General features: G+C 42.5%; 19 protein-coding genes, 2 pseudogenes and 1 riboswitch. Of the genes and pseudogenes, 11 read left to right on the top strand and 10 right to left on the bottom strand.

The genetic code is table 11. The features are described 5' to 3' along the window. Positions 1-102 precede the first annotated feature (102 nt). The 7 genes from BN6556_RS06105 (at position 103) to BN6556_RS06070 (ending at position 6,775) form a co-directional block, all read left to right on the top strand. The gene (locus BN6556_RS06105) at positions 103-1,086 is read left to right on the top strand and encodes an aldo/keto reductase (protein ID WP_066188389.1); all 984 of its coding nucleotides are present in this window, start codon (positions 103-105) and stop codon (positions 1,084-1,086) included. 183 nt (positions 1,087-1,269) lie between these two features. Further along, a complete protein-coding gene (tnpA, locus tag BN6556_RS06095; protein ID WP_066188382.1) occupies positions 1,270-1,740 on the top strand; it encodes an IS200/IS605 family transposase in 471 nt (156 codons plus the stop codon). Positions 1,741-1,930: 190 nt separating this feature from the next. After that, complete coding sequence (locus BN6556_RS06090; RefSeq protein WP_066188380.1) at positions 1,931-3,124, top strand: ROK family transcriptional regulator; 1,194 nt, start codon at positions 1,931-1,933, stop codon at positions 3,122-3,124. A 139-nt stretch (positions 3,125-3,263) separates the two neighbouring features. Then, the gene (locus tag BN6556_RS06085; protein WP_066188378.1) at positions 3,264-4,037 is read left to right on the top strand and encodes an IclR family transcriptional regulator; all 774 of its coding nucleotides are present in this window, start codon (positions 3,264-3,266) and stop codon (positions 4,035-4,037) included. Continuing rightward, the gene (gene dgoD / locus BN6556_RS06080; RefSeq protein ID WP_066188375.1) at positions 4,034-5,182 is read left to right on the top strand and encodes a galactonate dehydratase; all 1,149 of its coding nucleotides are present in this window, start codon (positions 4,034-4,036) and stop codon (positions 5,180-5,182) included. The genes BN6556_RS06085 and dgoD overlap by 4 nt, the downstream gene beginning before the upstream one ends. Positions 5,183-5,187: 5 nt before the next feature. Then, positions 5,188-6,141 carry a sugar kinase gene (locus BN6556_RS06075; RefSeq protein WP_066189032.1) on the top strand — a complete coding sequence of 318 codons (954 nt, stop codon included), beginning with the start codon at positions 5,188-5,190 and terminating at the stop codon, positions 6,139-6,141. 1 nt (position 6,142) lies between these two features. Next, on the top strand, positions 6,143-6,775 hold the full coding sequence (locus BN6556_RS06070) for a bifunctional 4-hydroxy-2-oxoglutarate aldolase/2-dehydro-3-deoxy-phosphogluconate aldolase (RefSeq protein ID WP_066188373.1): 633 nt from the start codon (positions 6,143-6,145) through the stop codon (positions 6,773-6,775). Positions 6,776-6,913: 138 nt separating this feature from the next. Here BN6556_RS06070 and BN6556_RS06065 read toward each other — a convergent pair. The 7 genes and pseudogenes from BN6556_RS06065 to BN6556_RS06035 all read right to left on the bottom strand — a co-directional run. After that, positions 6,914-8,677 (bottom strand): annotated as a pseudogene (locus tag BN6556_RS06065) (vitamin B12-dependent ribonucleotide reductase); the annotation flags it as partial. A 212-nt stretch (positions 8,678-8,889) separates the two neighbouring features. Beyond that, entirely contained in the window at positions 8,890-9,213 is a 324-nt protein-coding gene (locus BN6556_RS06060) for a hypothetical protein (protein WP_066188372.1), read from the bottom strand. A gap of 104 nt (positions 9,214-9,317) precedes the next feature. Then, positions 9,318-10,112: pseudogene (locus BN6556_RS06055) on the bottom strand (ribonucleotide reductase N-terminal alpha domain-containing protein); the annotation flags it as partial. Positions 10,113-10,463: 351 nt separating this feature from the next. Then, positions 10,464-11,504, bottom strand: a complete 1,041-nt coding sequence (locus BN6556_RS06050; RefSeq protein ID WP_066188371.1) for an aldose epimerase family protein — start codon at positions 11,502-11,504, stop codon at positions 10,464-10,466. Between the two features lie 28 nt (positions 11,505-11,532). Beyond that, positions 11,533-13,023 (bottom strand): UDP-glucose--hexose-1-phosphate uridylyltransferase, encoded by a 1,491-nt coding sequence (galT, locus tag BN6556_RS06045; RefSeq protein WP_066188368.1) that lies wholly within the window; start codon positions 13,021-13,023, stop codon positions 11,533-11,535. After that, positions 13,024-14,019 (bottom strand): UDP-glucose 4-epimerase GalE, encoded by a 996-nt coding sequence (gene galE, locus BN6556_RS06040; RefSeq protein WP_066188366.1) that lies wholly within the window; start codon positions 14,017-14,019, stop codon positions 13,024-13,026. 12 nt (positions 14,020-14,031) lie between these two features. Beyond that, positions 14,032-15,204, bottom strand: a complete 1,173-nt coding sequence (locus BN6556_RS06035; RefSeq protein ID WP_066188364.1) for a galactokinase — start codon at positions 15,202-15,204, stop codon at positions 14,032-14,034. Positions 15,205-15,433: 229 nt separating this feature from the next. Between BN6556_RS06035 and BN6556_RS06030 the strand changes: the two genes are divergently transcribed. The 3 genes from BN6556_RS06030 to BN6556_RS06020 all read left to right on the top strand — a co-directional run bounded on the left by BN6556_RS06030 (position 15,434) and on the right by BN6556_RS06020 (position 17,569). Continuing rightward, positions 15,434-15,760 carry a hypothetical protein gene (locus BN6556_RS06030; protein WP_066188361.1) on the top strand — a complete coding sequence of 109 codons (327 nt, stop codon included), beginning with the start codon at positions 15,434-15,436 and terminating at the stop codon, positions 15,758-15,760. 280 nt (positions 15,761-16,040) lie between these two features. After that, on the top strand, positions 16,041-16,907 hold the full coding sequence (locus BN6556_RS06025) for an RpnC/YadD family protein (RefSeq protein WP_066188359.1): 867 nt from the start codon (positions 16,041-16,043) through the stop codon (positions 16,905-16,907). Between the two features lie 230 nt (positions 16,908-17,137). Next, positions 17,138-17,569: a hypothetical protein gene (locus BN6556_RS06020; protein ID WP_066188358.1), complete on the top strand. Its 432-nt coding sequence runs from the start codon at positions 17,138-17,140 to the stop codon at positions 17,567-17,569. A 296-nt stretch (positions 17,570-17,865) separates the two neighbouring features. Here BN6556_RS06020 and metE read toward each other — a convergent pair whose 3' ends face one another. Both metE and BN6556_RS06010 read right to left on the bottom strand, forming a co-directional pair. Continuing rightward, entirely contained in the window at positions 17,866-20,139 is a 2,274-nt protein-coding gene (metE, locus tag BN6556_RS06015) for a 5-methyltetrahydropteroyltriglutamate--homocysteine S-methyltransferase (protein WP_066188357.1), read from the bottom strand. Between the two features lie 30 nt (positions 20,140-20,169). Next, positions 20,170-22,017, bottom strand: a complete 1,848-nt coding sequence (locus BN6556_RS06010) for a bifunctional homocysteine S-methyltransferase/methylenetetrahydrofolate reductase (protein WP_066188355.1) — start codon at positions 22,015-22,017, stop codon at positions 20,170-20,172. Positions 22,018-22,095: 78 nt separating this feature from the next. After that, positions 22,096-22,201: riboswitch (SAM riboswitch) on the bottom strand. 206 nt (positions 22,202-22,407) lie between these two features. Here BN6556_RS06010 and BN6556_RS06005 point away from each other — a divergent pair. Further along, entirely contained in the window at positions 22,408-22,974 is a 567-nt protein-coding gene (locus BN6556_RS06005; RefSeq protein WP_066188353.1) for a nitroreductase family protein, read from the top strand. 66 nt (positions 22,975-23,040) lie between these two features. Here BN6556_RS06005 and BN6556_RS06000 read toward each other — a convergent pair whose 3' ends face one another. Next, positions 23,041-23,424 carry a hypothetical protein gene (locus BN6556_RS06000; RefSeq protein WP_066188351.1) on the bottom strand — a complete coding sequence of 128 codons (384 nt, stop codon included), beginning with the start codon at positions 23,422-23,424 and terminating at the stop codon, positions 23,041-23,043. Positions 23,425-23,509: the final 85 nt, after the last annotated feature.

The raw sequence follows: 23,509 nt of genomic DNA, 5'->3' as shown, positions 1-23,509 counted from the left end.
CGGTAGTTTAGTTAAGTTTGAAACCGCATACTTTCATAGAAGAGGTTTATTCGATATACTAGATGTGATCATTGAGTGTAGGAAAAAGGGAGGACGTGAAGTATGCAATATCGCCAATTGGGTAAAACAGATATGAAAATTAGTGAACTAAGCTTTGGTACTTGGGCTATAGGTGGTTCATGGGGGAAGACCGACGATAAGGAGGCCTTAAACGGTCTTGCCCGTGCCATGGATCAAGGTGTTAACTTCTTTGATACCGCCGATGTGTATGGCGATGGCCATAGTGAAGAGCTGTTAGCAAAAGCGACCAAAGGGAAGGAAGATCACATCTATATCGCTAGCAAGTTTTGTCGGGCCGGTGACATCCATGATCCAGCCAATTATTCGGAAGCTGCTGTTACGCAATATGTGGAAAATAGTTTACGCCGCTTGCAACGGGAACGGCTCGATTTGATCCAGATTCACTGCCCGCCGATCGACATATTGCGAGATGGCAGGGTGTTTGAGGTGCTGGATAAATTGCAGCAACAAGGGAAAGTCCGTTATTATGGTGTGAGTGTGGAAACGGTGGAAGAGGGACTGCTTGCAATGGAAAATCCTAACGTGGCTGCCCTGCAAGTTATTTTCAATATATTCCGGCAGAAACCTATTTTTGAGTTATTCCCAACAGCCAAGGAAAAGCAGGTGGGCTTACTCGCTCGTGTTCCATTGGCAAGTGGTTTATTGACCGGCAAGTTTAGCAAAGACCATCAGTTTGAAGGTAGTGACCATCGCCAATTTAATCAAAATGGGGAGGCCTTTAATGTTGGTGAAACCTTTGCAGGTCTGCCATTTTCCAAAGGGGTAGAGTTGAGTGAGAAGCTGGATTGGATCACATCAGGCAGAGGTAATTTAACCCGCGCTGCCTTGCAGTGGATTCTTAGTTATGACGCGATATCCTCGGTTATTCCAGGGTTCAAGACCGTTAAACAAATTGAGGATAACTTGGGTGCCGTAGAAGCACCTGCCTTTACAGAAGAAGAGCTAGAGGAATTGCATACCTTTTATCAGAAGGAAGTACACGATTGGATACGTGGTCCTTATTAAGTACAGCTACACACAAAAGTTGCCATGCAATGTTTGTGTGTTTTTTTATGGTCTTTGAAAACCCCTGGCTATGCCGGGGGTTCCATAGAGCTTCTAGCGCGGGGGCAAAAAAAGCCTCTCTTCATGATAAGATAAGGTTGGTTTCCCGACCACCAAATCTCATCAAAGAAGGAGGCATGTCCAATGCAGGACAAGAATAGTTTAGCACATACACAATGGAGATGTAAGTTCCACATCGTTTTTGCACCAAAATATAGAAGACAAATTATTTATGGGAAATATAAAAAAAGCATCGGAGAAATAGTAAGAGAGCTTTGTGAAAGGAAAGGGATTGAGATACACGAGGCAAATGCATGTAAAGATCACATTCATATGTTAGTAAGTATTCCACCAAAACTAAGTGTATCTCAGTTCATGGGCTACCTAAAGGGCAAAAGTAGTTTAATGATATTCGATCGCCACGCTAATTTAAAGTACAGATATGGTAATCGTAAATTTTGGTGTCGAGGCTACTTTGTAGATACAGTGGGCAGAAATAAAAATCAAATTCAAGAATATATTAGAAATCAGCTTAAAGAGGACTACATGAGTGATCAGTTAACATTATTTGAAGAATTTGATCCGTTCACTGGAGAGAAAAATAAGAGGAAATAAGAGATTCTTTTAGAATCAGTGAGTGAGTGTGGTGCAAAAGGGAAACCATTCAGTGGGCCTTTTAGGCCGAGGCCGGTAACATAGGCTTTCAGCCGCAGAGCAAACCACCAGTTCACACTGGTGGTTTTGATTGTCCTAGTCATGTAGTATGATATACTTAATTAAGAGCTTTAAGAAAGTGGGTACGTGTATGCAAAGAGGCAGTTTTCAATGGATGAAGTCATTAAATAAATCGATTATTTTAAATAAAATTCGTAAAGCTGGATCGATCTCGCGCGCTCAAATTGCGAAAGAAACAGAACTAACCCCACCTACCGTAGGAACAATTGTGAAGGAGCTGTTAGTGCAAGGGCTTATTAGGGAAAGTCAACTAGGAGTTTCTCAAGGCGGAAGAAAGCCAACTATGCTTGTATTGAATGTGCAGGCCTTTCATATTGTTGGGGTAGATGTTGGTCCAAGTCAAATTCGTTTTATTATTTCTGATTTGTCGGGAGAAAGACGGGATGAATTAAGGGAGATCATTCGCGATAAAGTAGATAGCGAGAACCTGTTGGACAGGCTGAAGAAAGGCATTCAACAATTAATGGAGCGGCACGACAACTTACAATTTATCGGAATCGGTGTGGCTATGCATGGTATTGTGGACGCTGAGCAGGGACGGGCTATCTTCGCACCTAATTTAGATTTACGTGATGTCCCGATCAAAGAACGGTTAGAAGCATACTTTGCGATGACGGTGAAGGTTGAGAATGATGCCAAGGCCTTGGCACTTGGCGAGTCCTGGTTCCATGGCGAAATAACTGGTAGAAGTATGGTTGCCATTAACGTGGGACGAGGTATTGGTGCAGGTATGGTGATAGATGGCAAGCTCTATAATGGCGAACATGGCATTGCTGGTGAGATTGGTCATATGATGATTGATTTACGTGGAAAAAAATGCAGCTGTGGTAACCATGGCTGTTTACAAACGATTGCGTCGGGACCGGCTATTGCAGAAAGGGCTGAAGAATTACTGGCGGCAGGAAATGCATCGATGTTGTTGGAGCACGCTGATGAAATTACAGCAGAAACCATTCATCAAGCGGCAGTTGCTGGTGATGACTTGGCAGGAGCGGTTCTTCATGAAGCCGGTATTTACTTAGGGATTGCCTTAACCAACCTTATTCACACGTTTAATCCTGGATCAGTGATTATCGGGGGTGGAGTGGCTAAAGCAGGTGCTTACATTCTCGATCCTGTTCGGGAAACGATTCATTCGCGTGTCATATACGATCGGGCTCAAGATACGGTTGTTCAATTATCGAAACTGGGCGAATACGGCTCTTCGCTTGGGGCGGTTGCCTTGGTATTGAGTGAGTTGTTTCAGCCGGAGGTCGGTAATTGATATAGTAGTTTCCGTCATGAAACCTCTAAGAAAAAAACATTCTTAGGGGCTTTTTGACGTCCAGCCCTTTTTACGATAAGATAAAAGTATTCCAAAATACAAAACATCATTCCGTATTATGGAATGAAAGGAGGGGGATATGGCACAAGTTCAATCTGTTGAGCGCAGTTTATCGATTTTGGAGTATCTGGCTGACGAGCCAAATGGAGCGAGTATTGCTCAGCTATCAGCGGAAATGGGGCTGGCGAAAAGCACGATTCATCGATTGTTGCAAACGCTGATGGTAAGAGGTTATATTCAACAAGACGAACAAACGGGTTATTATCAATTAGGAGTACAGTGCCTCACTTTAGCTAGCCATTTTCTAGGTCAGCTCGATATACGGTCGGTGGCAAAAGAAAATCTAAAGCAACTGTCACAAGACGCTGAGGAAGTGGTTCATTTATGCATTTTGGATCAAGATGAAGCCGTTTACATCGATAAAGTGGAAAGCAAACAAACATTGAGGATGTATTCCCAGGTTGGAAAGCGTGCGATGCTGCATTGTACCGGTGTAGGTAAGGCGCTGTTAATAGGGTATGAGGCGTCGCAATGGGAGCAATTAGCGGAAAATAAAGGGTTTCCGAAGTTTACCGATACGACGATCACCAATTTGGAGCAGTTGAAGGAGGAGATCGGTAACATACAAGCTCAGGGTTATGCTATCGATGAACAGGAGCATGAGAAAGGAATCCGCTGTATAGCTGCCCCCATTCTAGATGCTGAAGGCAAGGTAGTAGCGGCCATCAGCATTGCAGGACCGATCGAACGCATGACCAAAAGTCGTGTTCAAACAGATTTGGTTCCTGTTATCCGCAAGCAAAGTCAACTTATCTCGCAAAAATTAGGATATCGGAAAGGTGTGGAAAAATGAAGATTACTTCGATCGAAACATTTGTTGTGCCGCCAAGATGGTGCTTCGTGAAAGTGGAGACAGACGAAGGGATCACTGGCTGGGGAGAACCAGTCGTTGAAGGAAGGGCAGCTACGGTGGAAACCGCTGTACAGGAATTAGCGGAATACTTAATGGGGAAAGACCCATTAAACATCGAGGATCATTGGAATGTGATGTATCGCTCTGGCTTTTATCGCGGGGGTCCGATTCTGATGAGCGCGATTGCAGGGCTTGATCAGGCACTATGGGATATTAAAGGAAAATTTTTTAATGCCCCTATTTATCAATTATTGGGTGGCGCTTGCCGCGAGTCTATTCGGGTGTATTCCTGGATTGGCGGAGATCGCCCCAGTGATGTGGGAGAAGCAGCTCAGTCAGTTGTCGACGCTGGTTTTACGGCGGTGAAGATGAATGCTACGGAAGAACTGCAATATATCGACAGTTATGAAAAGATCGACCGTGTCGTCGAACGAATTGCCTCTGTCCGTGAAGCAGTTGGTGACTATATTGGCATCGGCATTGATTTTCACGGCAGGGTTCATAAACCGATGGCCAAAGTATTAGCGAAAGAATTGGAAGCGTTTCGCCCGATGTTTATAGAGGAGCCGGTACTGCCGGAGAATAACGAAGCGCTGGCTGAGATCAGCAAATATACTCCGATTCCGATTGCGACCGGTGAACGTATGTACTCTAGATGGGATTTTAAACCATTGTTTGAAGCCGGTTATGCCGATATTATTCAACCCGATTTATCTCATGCAGGCGGCATCACGGAAGTGAAGAAAATTGCTTCGATGGCAGAAGCCTATGATATCGCGGTTGCTCCACATTGTCCGTTAGGTCCGATTGCCTTGGCAGCCTGTCTCCAAGTGGACGCCACGGCTCATAATGCGTTTATTCAAGAACAGAGCCTCGGTATTCATTATAACCAAGGCAATGATTTATTGGACTATCTGACAGATACTTCGGTGTTTGATTATCAAGAGGGTCATGTCAAACTGCCACAAGGTCCTGGTTTGGGTATTGAAATGAATGAAGAAAAGGTAAGAGAACTGGCAAAAACGGGGCATAGCTGGCGAAATCCGGTTTGGCGTCATCAGGATGGCACGGTGGCAGAATGGTAAAGAAAATGGATGTTATCACGCTGGGAGAGACAATGGCGATGTTCAGCCCTGATACCATGGGGAAGATGCGCTATGCTTCCCAGTATTCCCGTAAATTTGCCGGAGCAGAGACAAATGTGGCGATTGGTTTACAGCGTTTGGGTTTTCAGACGGGCTGGATCAGCAGAGTTGGTGATGATGAGTTTGGCAAAGGATTAATCCATTTTGTTCGAGGAGAAGGAGTGGATGTTTCTCAGGTTCAAGCAGACAGTAGGGCGCCGACAGGATTATATTTTAAAGAGATTCGTCATGAGCAGGATGTGTATGTTTACTACTATCGCGCCGGATCTGCCGCAAGCAGAATGAGTGCAGATGATATCCAAGAAACATATATTGCGCAGACCAAATATTTGCATATTACTGGTATAACACCCGCATTAAGTGAAAGCTGTTTTCAAGCCGTTATGCAGGCCTTACGATTTGCTGAAAAATATCGTGTACCGGTCGTGTTTGATCCTAATATTCGCGAGAAGCTATGGGACTCTAAGCAGCAGGCAAGAGAACGTTTAGGGCAGATTGCCAAACAAGCCGACATCATCTTGCCAGGTGTCAGCGAAGCCCGTTATTTATTTGGCGATGCTTCCTTGGAACAATATGCCCAGCGTTTCATGGAAAAGGGAGCCAGTACGGTAATCTTAAAAGAAGGGAGTAAAGGCGCCCATTTTTTTACGAAAGATTCGCATGGGTTTGTGCCAAGTTATCCGGTGGAACGGGTTGTTGACCCTATTGGTGCAGGAGATGGCTTTGCGGCAGGCTTGATCGCTGGGCTATTGGAAGGGTTACCATTGGAAGAGGGGGTCGCTAAGGGAAATGCGATTGGTGCGATCGTGACCACCGTGAATGGCGATGTAGAAGGTTTGCCGGATGCGGACGAATTAGCGCGCTTTACCCAAGTAAAGAAAGGAGATGTGGATCGATAAGATGAACATCTTACAGGAAATATACAAACATAGACTGGTTGCGATCATACGTGGTGTACCAAGCTCTGAAGTGATGAATGTCGTAGAATCGTTGTATGCAGGTGGTATTCGAATACTGGAAATTACGGTAGATACGCCCAACGCCTTTCATTGGATTGAAAAGGTACGAGAAAGGTATCAAGGAGAGGTGATTGCAGGAGCGGGCACTGTCTTAGATGCAGAAACGGCTCGGTCGGCGATCATGGCAGGTGCACAGTTTATTTTTTCCCCAACGGTTGATAAGGAAACGATTGTAATGGCCAAACGTTATGGCATAGTAAGTATTCCGGGGGCGATGACACCAACCGAGATATTGACGGCTTACGAGAGCGGCGCGGATATCATCAAGGTTTTTCCTGCTACCGTGTTAGGACCGAGTTATCTCAAAGACATTCAAGGTCCATTACCGCAGATTCCTCTTATGCCAACGGGAGGGGTCAATCTAGATAATATAGCCGACTATTTTGCAGTTGGGGCAGTAGCAGCAGGAATCGGCAGCTCGCTAGTAAAGAAGCAATCAAGTTATTCCACACAAGATTTGCAGGCATTAACCGATCGTGCCAAGGCCTTTTCGCAAAAAAACAACTCCGTATAAGGTTACGGAGTTGTTTGTTGACATAATGCGAGATTGTCCGGAAAAAGGAGTGAACTGACCGGAAAAAGTCTCGAATCGTCCGGAAAGATCCCAGAACCGTCCGGCAAACAGCCAAAACCGTCCGGAAAAGCACACCTGCTATAGTCCACACTTCAACTGTGCGCCGCAATTGGTACAGGTATTACAACCGCCGATATCTTCTATACTTCCTTGACGGCAGACGGGGCAGGTGTCGCCAACTTCGGAGCCGACCGACATATTGGTTTTATCTAATTCATTGATCGTATCCATCAGCACCACTTTTTTCTCTTCATCGGCAAAGAGTTCTGTCTGCTCCGATAAATCATTCTCTTCTGCCTTGAGTGTGAGGACTTGGCTGTCACGGCTGCCATCGACATAGACGGTACCACCTTTGGCGCCGCCTCGATATAATCGCTGGTAAACCTGTTCGACTTGCTCGACCTTGTAGCCTCTCGGTGCGTTGACGGTTTTCGAAATCGAGCTGTCTACCCAGCGCTGAATTACGCATTGGGTGTCGGCATGAGCCTCTGGTGATAAGCTCATCGCAGTCACAAACCATTCCGGTAAGTCATTTTCGTCTTGCTCTGGATGGGCATCTAGATATTCCTGAACAATATCGGCCTTGACCTCGATAAACTTGCCTAATCGTCCACTGCGATAATAGGTGAAGGAGAAGTAAGGCTCCAGCCCAGTGGAGACGCCAACCATCGTACCAGTAGAACCAGTTGGAGCAACCGTCAACAAGTGAGAATTGCGAATGCCATGCTGCAGCACGCCTTCTCGAACATCCTCAGGCATACCTTTCATATAGCCTGTGTTGATAAAGTTTTGTCGCAGTTGTTGTGTTTCTTCCTCTGTTTCTCCGATTAAAAATGGAAAGCTTCCTTTTTCCTTAGCCAACTCTATCGACGTGCGATAGGCCGTGGTAGCGATCGTTTCAAAAATCTGATCCACTAGTTGGTTACCTTCTTTTGATCCATAGGCTGACTCACAATAGATCAACAAATCATGCAGTCCCATTACCCCTAAGCCAATTCGGCGTTCGCCTAATGCTTGCTGCCGGTTTTTCTCCAAGAAATAAGGGGTGGAGTCAATCACATTATCCTGCATTCTAACACCAATTTCGACCGTTTGTTTCAGCTGGTCAAAATCAGGTTTCTTCTGTTTTTTATCTGCCATATTAGCAAGATTGACTGCCGCCAAGTTGCAGACACTATAAGGAGCGAGGGGCTGTTCCCCACATGGGTTAGTCGCAACGACCTTTTGACCATAAGCTGTTGCGTTTGTTTTATTATTGGCATTGTCAATGAAGAAAATGCCAGGTTCTGCTGAATAAGTTGCACAAATATTGATGAGATTCCATAAGTCTTTCGCCTTTATAGTTCGATATACTTTTACACCAAGCCCGCGTTCTGCCCATTCCCGAACATCACCAACCTGATGCCAATGTTCATTATAATAGGCCATTTCTTCCGCTGTATAATTTTCTACATCAGGAAAACGTAAGCTATACTCACTGTCGTTTTCTACAGCTTGCATAAACTCATCGGTAATACAGACAGAGATATTGGCCCCTGTTAGGAAATCTGTATTGTGAACAGAGTAAGAACCGCCATCGCGTAATTCTGCTTCTGCCTTTTCTATATTGGCGTCGGTAAATCCGCCTTGCCCCGGCATATCTTTATAATTAACAATACCTTGGTATAACTGAACGTCATCAGCTGGAAGCGGTGTAAATGCTAGCTTTTCCTCTGCCAGTTGAACAATAGTCTCATCTTGACTACTTTCAATTAAATAACGTAAAATACGCGGATTTTGCATCTTAGAAATAATAAATTCGATGACATCTGGATGCCAGTCGCTTAACATAATCATTTGAGCCAGTTTGTTGCGTTGATTCGTTACATCAACTCTCTAAGTCACCTTAGAGGTCAGACCATATCTTATATCCATCTGAGTAAAACAGATATCCTCGCGCTTCGGGAGCACTTGCTCCCTACTCTACTCTCTTCCACTAAAAAGTGTGATTTCGATGGTCGTTGAACCTTCTCCATTTAAAAGGAGCTTGGCTGCTGGTTGTCTTTAACCATTTGTTATTTTTCAGCATTCACATCTATCGTTTCCGATTCTGTTGTAGCTAACAAATTATTTATAATGCTTTTGATATCTTCAAAATGATGAATGATATCAAATTCCCAAAATCTTAAAATAATATATCCATTTCGGTTAGCTATATTTGTATTTTCACATAGACTGTATGAACATTTTAAGTCATTTTCTGCATAAAAATATCGAATTAGATAATCATTTAAGGATAATCCATGTTGTATCTTTAAGTGAGAAGTAAATCTTCCTTGTTTATTATGATTGATTTCAAAATTACATAATTGGGATTCTTTAGCATTATAGAAAGACATGATTTTTCACTCCAAAATTATTTAATTTTTAGGAGATAATCATGTATTCAAAAAGAGTTTCCAGCAATTCACGAGGTTTATTTAGAGACGAGGCACTCGATTTTACCACGTCTTGATCCGCCTTGTTCGACTAAATGCGTTAACTTAGCGATGTCATCCAGCCATGAGACAGAGCCTGATGATTTGCCATTTACCCCTCTGGCTAGTGCATTTCGCGGTCGTAAGGTGGAACCGTTTGTTCCGACACCACCGCCACGGGACATAATCTCCATCACCTGTTTGCGATGATCGCTGATGCCTTCCCGCGAATCCTCAACAAAGGGCATCACATAACAATTAAAGTAAGTGACATCGGTATCAGAGCCAGCCCCGTAAAGCACACGTCCAGCTGGTACAAAGTTGAGGTCTACTAATTCTTGATAAAAATGGTCAAACCATTCCCCTTGTTTAACCTTTGTTGTTTCAACTGCTGCCAGCCCAGTTGCATTTCGTTTGGCTATCTGTTCATAGTAAACCTCTAAAGGTTTGTCAATAATCGTTAATGGCCGTTCAATAATGCCTGTTTCTTGTTCTTCTGGTTTTTCCAATACATGAAGATAATCGGATTCTATTTGTATTTTGGCCTTCGCTGAGTTGGGATTAATCTCTAGTATAAATCCCGTTCCTCTAGCAGGAAACTTCGGATCTTCCTTGATGGTTAATACGACAAAGTCACCTGGTTTCAAGGTCTCTTTTTGCGTATCCTTGAAGGCATATCGATCCAACATGACCAGTCGCGATACCCCTTTATGGGTGGTATGCATGTCTGAGGTAATCGAGTGAACTTGCGGAAATTGGGCAATATCTTGGTTTAATTGTTCTACATTTATTTCCATCGTATCGTTTTTTGTTGCTGACATCTCAGAGCCTCCTCTTTATAACAAAATCAATTCAAGCTTATCAGAAATAACATTATCATTCAATATATTGAGTGTTTGTGTCAAAATAAGCACTATATATTGAATAAAAAGTGAAAATGATGGCATGTTGATTTTTATGCTAGCGTTAGCGATGAGGGAGATAGAGGAATAAGAGGGATCTTCATTCGTTAACTCATGATTATACGAATAAAAGGGGGGGATTAACGCGATTATTTGTGATGGCGTTTTGTTTGGGAATTAGAGAATAGTAAGTGAACCCGCGATGATTGCAGGTCCTTAACCACAAAGACCAATAGACGCTCTTTTAGAACGTCTATTGGTCTTAGCTTTCTAAGAAGAAAAAATAAATTGCGTCTTCCCAAAATAGCGTTCGCCTTTATCAATCCAAACAGATGGGAATCCCTCATGATGGATGGAAGCAGGGGAGGCCTGGGTTTCTAAGCATAAACCTAAATATTGATCCGATTCTCGTTCGCGTAATGCCATACCTTTGTCGAGGTTGTTCGAGGTATACATGACAACACCCGGTTGATCAGTGATAACCTTCAGTTGCCGCCCGCTTTTGGGATCACGTACGATGGCGCTTGCCTCTTGCGAATGATCAAAGATAAAGTAATGATCATAGCCATGATTAGCCACGAGATTTTGTTTGAAATCAGAAGAGACACCGTCTTTCATCGGTCGACCTTGACGGAAATCAAACATCGTATTGGCTGTGTCGAGGATCTGTCCAGTCGGGATTAGTGCCTCGTCTAATTCAACAAACTGACTGCTGTCCAAGGTGATTTCATGATCTTGAATGTCTGTTTTTAGATCACCGCTCAAGTTGAAATAGGTATGATTGGTGCTCGTTAGTACGGACTTGTGATCGACAAATCCTTCATACGTAATCGTTAAAGCATTATCATTATCTAGTGTATAGACCACTGTCATTTCCAGGTTGCCCGGATAACCATTTTCTCCATCTGGGCTGGAATGGGTGAGGGTGAGGCCGACTTCTTCATTATTTTGAAAAGGAGTAACCTTCCAAATTGTTTTGTGAAAACCAGGCTCACCACCATGCAGATGGTTTTCTCCTTCATTGGCTGGCAGCTGATAGGTTTTACCATCTATCTCAAACTGTGCCTTCTCGATCCTGCCAGCCACACGGCCAATCAAGGCACCAAAATTACCGGGATTGTCTAAGTAATCCTCATAATGTTCAAAACCAAGCACGACATTTTCTACATTTCCGTCTTGATCCGGTGTGAGGATTTGGGTGATAATCCCCCCAAAGTCTAGGATAGACACGCTCATATCGTTGTCATTGACTAAGGTAAATTCTTTCCATTGTTGATCTTTTACATCAATTGCATGTGTTTGAATGTCCATTCAACGGATCCCTCCTAATAGGATTCTATTATTGATTGAAGAAGGCAAGAAAACGACGGAATGCCTCTCGTCCAGCTTGATCGGTTTTGTAAACACCGGCATCCTCTAGCACACGGGCAAATTTCGCGCCTAATGCGTCTTCAACGATTTGATCGACATTTGCTGTCGTGATCGCTTTATGCTCCTCTTGTATCGATTGTACCCAATTCTGGTGATAATCGGCAACATTTACTTCTTCCCCTAATAAGTACCGCTTAATCGCGGCTAGTTCTTGTTTCAATCGTGGAGGCAAAACCGCCAAGCCCATGACTTCAATTAAACCGATATTTTCCTTTTTAATGTGATGGACATCTGCGTGTGGATGAAAAATGCCCATTGGATGCTCCTCTGATGTACGATTATTACGCAAGACCAAATCTATTTCAAACATGCCATCTCGTTTGCGGGCAATCGGCGTGATCGTATTATGTGGTGTATTATCGCTAAAGGCATAGATATTCGCCTCCGGATCACTGTATTCACGCCATTTCTGCAGAATATCATCAGAAGCGTTGATCAACTGTTGACGATCGGCATGACGCAAACGAATCACGGATAATGGCCATTTAACCACTGCTGCCTCGATCTCCGGATAAGCATCTACCTGAAAAGAGAATTCATCTTCCGCATTGGTCATGGCAAAGGTATAGTTTCCCCCTTGATAATGGTCATGGGAGAGGATGCTGCCGCCTACAATTGGTAAATCAGCATTCGAACCAATAAAATAGTGAGGGAATTTCTCGATAAAGGCCGTTAACCGTGCGAAAGAATCACGGTTAATCTTCATCGGCCGGTGCTCCCTGGCAAAAACAATACTGTGCTCATTGTAATATACATACGGCGAATACTGTAAGAACCATTCTTCTCCCTCTAATGGCACCTCAATAATCCGGTGGTTAGATCGGGCGGGGTGTCCAATCCGCCCAACATAACCTTCATTTTCGGCACATAATAGACATTGCGGATAAGCTACATTCTGAACCATTTCTTTCTCCCGTCTGATCTGTTCAGGATCCTTTTCTGGTTTGGACAGGTTGATCGTAATATCCAGATCCCCATAGTCAGAAGCGGATTTAAAATGAATATTATTAGCAATTCGCTTGGTTTGAATATAGTTACTGTCTTTGCTTAACTGATAAAAGTAAGCTGTCGCCTGTTCTGGCGCGATTTCATATTTTTGATAAAAGGTATCATTAATGGCAGATGGTTTAGAAAGGAAGACATCCATGATTTTAGCGGTTAGTTGTTCCCGTTCATCTAGTAATCCTTCTATCATCCCTTTTTCTTGTGCAACATCCGCCAATTCTTCTAATACATCAGGTATATCCATAGAAAGCAGTTCATCTGTTTCTTGATAACTTGCTTCTTGCAGTAGGCCTAAGATTTGATTACGGGCATAGAACCGGTCGCGGTTGGTTATCAAGTCTTTTTCCGTTGCTTTGGTTACTAGGGTGTGAATAAGGGCAGAAAGGGATGCCATTTATTGATCCTCCTTATAGCCTTGTGGATTAGCCTGATGCCAGTTCCAAGCATCTGTAATAATCCGTTTAATATCGGTGCGCGATGGATTCCAGCCCAAGATTGATCGTGCTTTATCAGAAGCAGCGATTAAGGTACTCGGATCCCCTGCTCTTCTTGGCGCAACTTGTGCAGGGATCGGGTGCTGCGTTACATTCCTGGCGGCATCGATGATTTCTTTAACCGAAAATCCTTGGCTGCTTCCGAGATTAAAGACGGTACTTTCTCCGCCTTTTTGTAAATAAGTAAGGGCAAGTAGATGTGCCTCGATTAAATCCTCGATATGAATATAGTCGCGGATACAGGTGCCATCTGGTGTATCATAATCATCTCCAAAAATAGAGATATGCTCGCGTTGTCCTAGTGCTACTTGCAATACAATTGGAATCAGATGTGTCTCAGGATTATGATCTTCACCGATTTCACCAGTGCTGCGCGAACCGGCTACATTAAAATAACGTAACGAGACAAAATGGATGTCATGGGCCTGCTCAGTCCAGTGCATCATTTTCTCCATCGTTAATTTTGTTTCTCCGTACGTATTTGTCGGCTGGGTCGGCATTTCTTCCGTGATCGGTACTTGTTCTGGCTCTCCATAGGTGGCTGCTGTGGAAGAGAAGACGATATGTTTCATATCAAATTCCGTCATGGCCTGTAATAAGGTTTGTGTGCCATAGACATTGTTATCGAAATACATCAATGGTTTTTCCATCGATTCCCCGACCAGAGAATGGGCAGCAAAATGGAGAACGCCATCAATGGATTCTCGAGAGAAGACATCTCGTAAAAAATCCAAATCACGCATATCTCCTTGATAGAATGTAGCTTTTGGATGAACAGCATCCTGATGTCCGGTCAGTAGATTATCGATAACCACCACATCATGCCCTTGTTCGATTAATTGATAGACTGCATGGGAGCCGATATAGCCGGCTCCTCCTAATACGAGTGTACGCATCTAATATTCCTCCTAAAGTTCGATTTCTTTGGCACCATCGCCGATTGCCGCAATATAAAACGTTGGGGCGTAACCTACCTTTGCTTGATAGGCTTCAGTAATAGCCTGCTGTACCGTGTCTACTTGGTTTTTTTCAACGATAGCAATAGCACATCCGCCAAATCCTGCTCCTGTCATTCGCGCTCCTAAGACACCCTTTTGCTGCCAGGCGGTTTCGGCAATGGTATCCAGCTCAAGTCCAGTAACTTCATAGTCATCACGTAAGGAAACATGGGACTGGTTTATCAGCTGACCAAAGGTGTCCAGCTCGCCGGCCTTTAATTGTTGTAAGGCTTCAATGGTTCTGGCATTTTCATAGACGGCATGCTTGGCACGTTGTTGGTTAGTGCTGTCTTTAATTAGTTGACGATTTTGTTCAAATTGTTCTGGTGTTAGCTCACCGAGGCTGTTGATTGATAATTCGCTTTGTAAATCGGCTAGGGCTGTTTCACACTGACTGCGACGTTCATTGTATTTTGATTCCGCAAGCTCACGTCGCTTATTCGTGTTAATAATAATGATATCATGATTTTCTAATTGAATGGGGGCATATTGATAATCTAATGTATCACAATTTAAGAGCATGGCATGATCTTTCTTGCCCATTCCTACCGCAAATTGATCCATGATTCCACTGTTTACACCGATGTAATGATTTTCTACCTTTTGACCGAGCTGAACCAATTGCAGACGATCAATGGTAAAAGAATAGAGGTTTTCCAGTAACACACCGGTAACAAGCTCTAGCGAAGCAGAAGAGGATAAACCGGCTGCATTCGGAATATTACCATAGAATAACACATCAAAACCGGTTTCAATCGAATAGCCTGCTTTCTTTAAATAAAGCACCATCCCTTTAGGGAAATTGGTCCAATCATCTGCCTTTTGATAGGCTAGCTCATTCAGAGAAACCTCGATGATCCCTTTTTCCGGGAAATTATCAGAATAGAAGCGTAATGTTCTATCCTCTCTAGGAATAGCAAGTGCATACGTGCCAAACGAGATCGCAGCAGGGAAGACGTGCCCACCATTATAGTCGGTATGCTCTCCGATCAGATTAATACGGCCTGGCGCAAAAAAGGTGCGTGGTTGTGCGGACGTAGCGAATGTCTCTTGAAACTTAGTGGTTAATTCAGAAATATTCATGTCGTTCTTCTCCTTTCATTTTTAACTTAATTAATTTAATTTATTAACTATATTGTAAGCGATTATCGATGGAGATACAAGGTGTATGAAGTAAATTAATTTATTGTGGTTTTTTACAGCCAAAAATTACTTTGGAAGAATTCACTTAAAACAAAATGTGTGTTACGTTGAGGCTGTAAGATTTGTGTGAGGAAGGTGAAATGGAAAATAAATTTAGGGATGATTTTGTATGAAAAATAGTAGAATGATAAATATTATGGTAGCTCTATGTATAGCCTTACTATTCGTTACAAGAGCGATATACCCAGAGTTATTATCTGATTTAGCAACAATGCTCATTCTGACCGTTCTTTGTATACTCGCAATTTACACATCAGATGGCTTCCATCCTATTAATATCATGGCAGTAGCATTAGCTTTGATTTTCGGTTATATATATATTTACTTTGGAGAACAACTAGATTCTTTATATACTGGCGTTACAGGAACAATTATTACCATAATTCTACTAATAATGTTGCTCTATAAGCCAAAAAAGAAGGTTGACATTTCTTGAGGATGGAGACTTCTTGGCTAAAATACGTTAAAAGGTTTAGATCGATTTTAGTCTGTAATTTGGAACAACGAGTGGCATTTTAAAAGTCAAATCTTCATCAGTACGTACAAGATGTTTTTAGGATTTGGAAGACGTGCTTACTACGATTTTAACAAGACTATAGTTTTATGAAATAAAAAAATCAATACAAACACTTGTTCTTTTTAGTGATAGATGCTATACTAGTCTTAGAACTTCACCACGATCCATCCTCCTATAACCTCGCAAAGGACGTGCCATAATGACCGTACTCTCACTCGTTCGAGAAGCAACTCAGACCTACACCAAACATGACCAACTATTCAAAGAATTGATCCACCACTTTTTTGAAGAATTTCTGGAGGCCTTTTTCCCTGATGTCCATGCTTATTTAGATTTTGCAACCATCAAGCCCCTCTCGGAAGAAGTATTTTCCGACTTGCATGATGGAGACGCCCGCCGCCTGGATATTGTCGTAGAAGCCAAGTTGAAGAAAAGCGATGCCGTTCTGATTATCCATGTCGAACCACAGAGTTACCAGCAGTCGAATTTCCATGAGCGCATGTTTCTTTATTTTAACATGCTGTATAATAGGTATAGAAAACCAATTGTGCCGATTGCCGTTTTTAGTTACGAGGAAGACTGGGAATATGATCAATATACGATGGCTTTCCCTTTCCATCATGTGTTAACCTTTAACTATAGGACCCTTCATTTGCGCAAAAAAGACTGGCGCGACTATATTCAGTCGGACAACCCTGCAGCGGCTGCCCTTCTGAGTAAAATGGGCTATTCCGAAGAAGAAAAGGTAGAGGTGAAGAAAGAATTTCTGCGTATGCTGGTACGAATGAAACTGGATCCAGCCAAAGAACGCTTGATTTATGGCTTTTTTGAAAGCTATTTAACCTTAAATGAAGAAGAGGAGGAAGAACTAATGGAGGAAATCAAACGATCGGACGACGCCGAAAAGATTTTGGAGCTTCCTATTTCGTATGAGGAGAAAGGAAAGGAAATAGGGAAAAAAGAAGTCGCCATAGAAATGTTGGAGGAAGGATTTTCTTTAGATCTAATTTCAAGAATTACCGGTTTGGAAAAAGACGTAATCGAGGCGTTAAAAGAGGACCTCTAAGCATCCCCGTAGCCCAAGTCCCGTTTTGGGTCTTGGGCTAGGTGAAAACCGGTTTGCCGTTGTTCTCTTCTCTTGTTTTTCTAAGTCTCTGAATCCTTTTTCACCATTGATCAAATAAAAAAATTTCTCCAAAGAAAATGAAGCTATTGGGAAAAACATGAGCTATTAAAAGAATGGGTAGAATATAAAAAGAACTTTATAAACATCGCCAATGTAGAGGAGATAATAATATGAAAGCAAAATTCCTTACAATGATAATGGCATTTTTAATATTATGTGGTTGTGCAGATAATGGTATGTCTGAGGAGGATGTTGTTTTTCAATTTATTGAATCATCGGTTGTGAGAGGCGATTTTAAAAACTCGTTAGAACTTAGTACTGGTATTAACGAAGATCAGTTAGAAAGTATTTACCGGGAAGTAACGACTGAAGATAGAGAGACATATTTAAAAGTTGATATACATCTTACTAGTGAAGATGATTATTATTTAGCCTATCTTCCGGATTATCATATGCTAATTGAAATAGAGTTAACTAGTGGGAATGAAAGGAAAGTAAATGATGTGCTTGCTTATCATCCTGAAATAGAAGAACTAGAGAAAATATGGACGAATCACAATTGGGGTACTAGGACCATCATGTTGGATGAAGAATCATCTTAAAGCTGTTACTATTGTGGGGAATGGTAAGGTTGTTAAATAAAATGTGTATGTTTTTCTGAAATACTTTGTGCATTCATGTAAAACATGGAAGATGGCATTCTTATGTGGAAATGCCATCTTCCTGATAGCTCTGATTTTTTCTGTAATGGAAAGCGATACTCACCGTTCATAACAGCAGACAGACAAATGATGATGTTTCGTATGTATTTCATGAATCCCATCTATCATTGCATAGTATAAAAAAGGGATAACATAGCGGTAAAAACCTATGTTATCCCTTGCTAACCCGTTATAATCTACTGTTGCTTAGCAGTCGTATACTGCTTACGTGCGATCTTAGCTGCTTCGACCATCTTCTCCAAAGCGGCGACCGTTTCTGTTTCTTTCCTTGTCTTGAGGCCGCAGTCTGGGTTGATCCAGAATTGTTCCACATCAATGGTTTCTAAGGCCCGATCAATATTGGTTAGCAATTCTTCCACAGATGGAATACGTGGACTGTGGATATCATAAACGCCGAGCCCAATTTCCTTTTGATAATCATTTTTTTCAAAGGTTTCGACCATTTGCCCGTGACTACGTGAGGTCTCGATAGAAATCACGTCGACGTCTAATCCGTCGATCGCTTCGTAAATGGAACCGAAATCTGAATAGCACATATGAGTGTGAATTTGCGTTTCAGCTTTCACCGATGTAGTAGCTAAACTAAAGGCATGAACAGCAGCGTCGAAATAGGCAGGCCATTTTAATTTATCCAGCGGAAGTCCTTCACGTAATGCCGGTTCGTCGACTTGGATGATTTGAATGCCTGCTTCTTCCAATGCCAACACTTCTTTCTCCAATGCCAACCCGATTTGATCTTGTACAGTAAAGCGAGGTAATTCTTCATGGACAAAAGACCAGTTAAAAATGGTGACCGGTCCTGTAAGCATCCCTTTTACTGGACGTTTAGTCAGTGACTGGGCATAGGCGATCTCTTTAACGGTAATCGGACGATCCCATTCCACATTACCAGCTAATAATGGTGGCTTGACGCAGCGGGAACCATAGGATTGTACCCAGCCAAACTCGGTAACGGCAAAGCCTTTTAATTGTTCTCCAAAGTATTCGACCATATCGTTACGCTCGAATTCACCATGCACGAGCACATCCAAATCCAGATCCTCTTGTATTTTGATCCATCTTTGTGTTTCTGATTGCACGAATTCTTCATATTGTGCATTGGTAATCTCTCCTCGACGCCACTTGGTACGGGTGCGTTTCACCTCTGGCGTCTGGGGAAGACTGCCGATCGTAGTTGTTGGCAAAAGCGGCAGGTTCAGTTCTGCATGCTGTAGTTTCTTTCTCTCACTAAAAGGCAAACTGCGCACAGCTTGTTGATCCGCTGCCTCAGGTGTTTGGTTACGATAATCCGATTGATCGAGCTGTTGAATTGCCGTTTGACTTGCACTGATTGCTGTTTGTACGGTTTCTTTTCCTTCTGTTAATGCCTTTGTTAATACGGAAATTTCCGTTAACTTCTCATCAGCAAAACTAAGTCCTTCTTTTACGATATCATCCAGCTTTTCCTCTAATGTTTTTGTCACCGGTACATGTAATAGGGAAGAAGACGGCTGTACCAAAAGGGTATCTACTGAAGTAGCTTCTAGAATGTCTTGTAATAATTGATATTTTGTTTCCAGATTGGCGCGCCAGACATTTCGACCATTGATCACGCCGGCCCCTAATACCTTGTCTTGTGGAAAACCGAATTTTTGAATAAGTGTAAGACTATCTCCATGCACAAAATCAAGCCCAATTCCAGCCACTGGTAAAGCGATCACTCGCTCATAGTGCTGTACGGTTTCGAAATAAGTCTGCAGTAAAATGTTAATGTTCGGTATTTCTGTGGCAAAAGCCTGATATACACGTTCTACGGTGCTGATTTCTTTTTCTGATAAGTTTGTGCCTAAGATCGGTTCATCAATCTGTACCCATTCTGCGCCGGCTTCCGCTAGTTCTTGTAACACCTGTTGATAAAGCGGAAGTAACTGGTCAATCCAATGATCAAAGTCCTTCGTTTGATATTTTTTAGCTAATTTAATTAATGTGACCGGACCGACAAGAACAGGTTTACCATGAATCCCTAGTTCTTCTTTAGCCTCTTGATAATAAGTAAGCGCCCGGTTCTCATTTAGTTTTGGTGTCGTTCCCTCTAATTCCGGTACAATATAATGATAGTTGGTGTTGAACCATTTCGTCATTTCTGCTGCCACGGCATTGGTCTCGCCGCGAGCAATCGCAAAATAAGTAGATAACTCGGTTGGATCATGATGCTGAAAACGCTTAGGGATCAGATTAAAGGCAATCGCTGTATCCAAGATATGGTCATAAAAGGAGAAATCTCCTACTGGAATCAGATCAATCCCTTGTTCCTGTTGCTTTTTAAGGCTGTGCAGGCGTAATTGTTTCGTTTTTGACTTTAGCTCTTCTTCGTTGAGATTTCCTTGCCAAAATGCCTCGATTGCTCTTTTCCATTCTCTTTTTTCGCCAATACGAGGGTAGCCTAGGTTATTACTTAAGATAGTTGTCATTTAAAAAACTCCTTTATTTGATTAGTTTTTTTAACGGATGCTCTCTTCTTGTTTTTGATTGACTTGCTTATGCACATACTTAGTTAACTCAACGGTTAATGGATAGTGCATAAACGGGGTAATGATATAGACGCCATGAAAATAGCTTAGTACGGTGTCGATCAATTCTTTGGCAATTTCAACACCTTCTTGCAGACTGTCGGTGCGGTTATCGTGCTGCTGCATTCTAGCTCTTACCTCATCAGAAAGTTTCATCCCTGGTACCTCATAATGCAGAAATTCGGCATTGCGATGAGAGGTAAGTGGCATAACCCCGACAAAAATCGGTTTGTCAATATGTTTGGTTGCCCGGTGGAGAGCGATGATTTGTTCATGATTAAAGATGGGCTGGGTAAGAAAATAATCGGCACCATGCTTTATTTTTCGCTCCATTCGTTTAACGGCCTTATCCAGATTAGCAACATTCGGATTAAAGGCAGCTGCCACTTGGAAATGGCTTTTTGTTTTTAAAGAACTGCCGGAGAAGGATAATCCTTCATTGCTTTGTTTGATTAAGCGGGTCAGCTCAAAGGATGTGACATCAAACACCGAAGAAGCCCCAGGGAACCCGCCAATGCGAGTAGGATCGCCTGTAATCGCTAGGATTTCATGTAATCCGAGTGTGTGTAAACCCATTAAGTGAGATTGTAAACCAATCAGATTGCGATCTCGACAAGTCAAGTGAATAAGCGGTGTAACCTTGCAGCCTGCTTGCTTCATCTTGATTGCCATAGCTACATTACTGATGCGTGGTGTGGCGAGAGAATTGTCTGCCAGTGTAATTGCGTCTACTCCCGCTTTTTCTAAGGCAAATGCTCCTTTGATAAAATCTTCCGTATCCAAATGTTTTGGTGCATCGAGCTCCACAATCACGGTTGTCTGTTTAGCTGCTTTCCCTGCTAGTGTTTCTTCTGGTGGTGGAGATTCTGTTTGCTTTTCAGCTGGGAAATGGAGCGGAATGACCTCCTTGCTTTCTATCGGTTTCAGTCCAGTGACGCCATTCTTTAAGGCGCGAATATGTTCAGGAGTAGTACCACAGCAGCCCCCGATCAAATGCACTCCTTGGTCACGGAAATCTTTAGCGCACTGTTCAAAGTAGTTACTAAACTGATTGTAAACTAGTTTGCCATTTTGATAGGATGGCAGACTAGCGTTCGGATAAGCAGCCAAATAGGCTTTCTCCAGAAGCGGTACCGATTCTAATGCCTTGATCATAAAGTGTGGTCCCAAATGGCAATTCACACCGACGACATCGGCACCGATATCTTCTAATGTTTGTAATGCCGTTGACAGAGCCATACCATTTTCCATTACTCCTGGCTCATGCATGGATACATTGGCGATAATCGGTAGATCGGTTTCTTTTCTGGCAATCTGTAACACCTGTTTTATTTCCTCAAAGTCGTAATAGGTTTCCAGCAGTATGCCATCGACACCCTCTAAAAGAAGGGAAAAGAGCTGCTCTTTAAAACCACGAATAATATCCGACTCGGAGGTGTCCAATTTCTGTACTCCTCTGATTCCACCAATCGTGCCAACCACATTTGCCTGATTCCCTGCCGCTTGTTTGGCAAGCTGTACTGCCTTGGTGTTCAATTCATGCACATCATTTTCCAAGCCATAACGCGATAGTTTAATATAGTTAGCGCCATATGTATTGGTTTGAATAAGCTCTGCGCCGGCCTCGATATAGGATCGGTGTACACTTAGGATTTGTTCAGGGTGCGTAGTATTGTATGATTCAAAACAGCGGTTGCCTCCATGCGCATACAGTAAGGTTCCCATTGCTCCATCCGCTACTACTAGTTGATTTTTCAGTTTTTCCAAAATGGTTGTCATATTTTGCTTCACCTCTTTTCAAAAAATATAAAAAAATCCCCGTCTGCTTAAAAGACGGGGATTTGATTCTGCCATAGCATCTCATCTTTCAAGCATTCATTGCTTGCTGGAAGTAGCACCTTGTCTGTAATAGACGGTTGCTGAGGTATCAAAGGGCCAGTCCCTCCACCTCTCTGGATAAGAAAGATATTTAATTTTCAGTAACATTTGTAAGTATGTTACAGCATTTTTTAACAGAGCGCAACCCTTTTTTTGAAAAAATTAAGAAGCGGTCAAAGTGTTTGGAGATAGAGTGAGGCTTTTTCTAGTTCCATACTTGACTTGCAGAGAGGAAATAACATAAGATAATAATAGTTGAAAATGATTATCAGTTAAGGGAGAGTGGTTGCTATGACGTTAAAACAAACCATCAGAGAACGCCGCTCCATATCGGCTTATCAAGATAAGGAAGTATCGGCAGCATTAGTAGAAGAATTATTGGAAACGGCGATTTGGGTACCCAATCATAAATTGACCGAACCGTGGCGATTCGTATTTGTGCAAGGAGAAGCCAAACGAAAGCTGGCGGAGATCAACCGGGAAGTGGCAATGGCCAAAAGTAACACCGATAACAAAGAAGATTTACAAGTGATCAGCGATAATGCCTTTGACAAAATAAACCGCGTACCGTTCCTCTTTTTTGTGATTAACACCCTGCACACCGATGCGAAATTAAGAGAAGAAGACTACGCTGCTAGCAGCTGTCTGATTCAAAACTTCAGTCTGTTGGCATGGGAGGAAGGGTTAAGTACTTTTTGGAAAACGGGTAAATTGGCGACCTGTGCAGAAACGGCGGAATTGATTGGTTTGACAGAGAACGAGAGAGTCGTAGGCCAGATTCAGGTTGGCTACCCAGCCAAATCCCCAATTCCGACTCCAAGATTTGCGGCAAAAGATAGGATTACGGTAGTGGAGTAAGTAAGATGCTTAACCCCCTTTTTTAATGTGAAAGGGGGGGTTTTGCATAAGCTGAGCTTTTTTTAATTAATAATCTTGCCCCACAATGATGTTCCATTCGTTATCTGCACGGCGAATAGGGAATGTTGTCTCTATTGATTTTCCATCTTCTTCTATTTTTACCGTTGCTTCATATTCCTGAGCCTTTACTTGCTGTATGTTTACTATGTTTGTGTCTGTTATATCTTGACTCATGGTATCATAGGCCTCTCTTTGATCTTCTTTATTGGGAAATCTGACATCTCTGCTAGATTGAAGTAATACTTCCGTGTCATTCTCCTCCAGCGCTTCGAGATATTGATTCAGAAGCTTTTTTATATCAGTTTCTGTTGTTTCGGCAGCTTGACTTGTGCATCCAGTTAGAATAAATAAAAATAGGGCAATGGACATGTAGTATTTGACTTGTCTCACGTATGGTACCTCCTAATTAAAAAATAGGTATTATGTAGATAGTATACCATGATTAGCAAGCGTTCTCTATGTAAACTTCTAGGTG

The organism is Gracilibacillus timonensis (genome assembly GCF_900086715.1).
GTDB classification, from domain to species: Bacteria; Bacillota; Bacilli; order Bacillales; family Amphibacillaceae; genus Gracilibacillus; species Gracilibacillus timonensis.
This window is presented reverse-complemented; position numbering and strand designations above follow the sequence as displayed.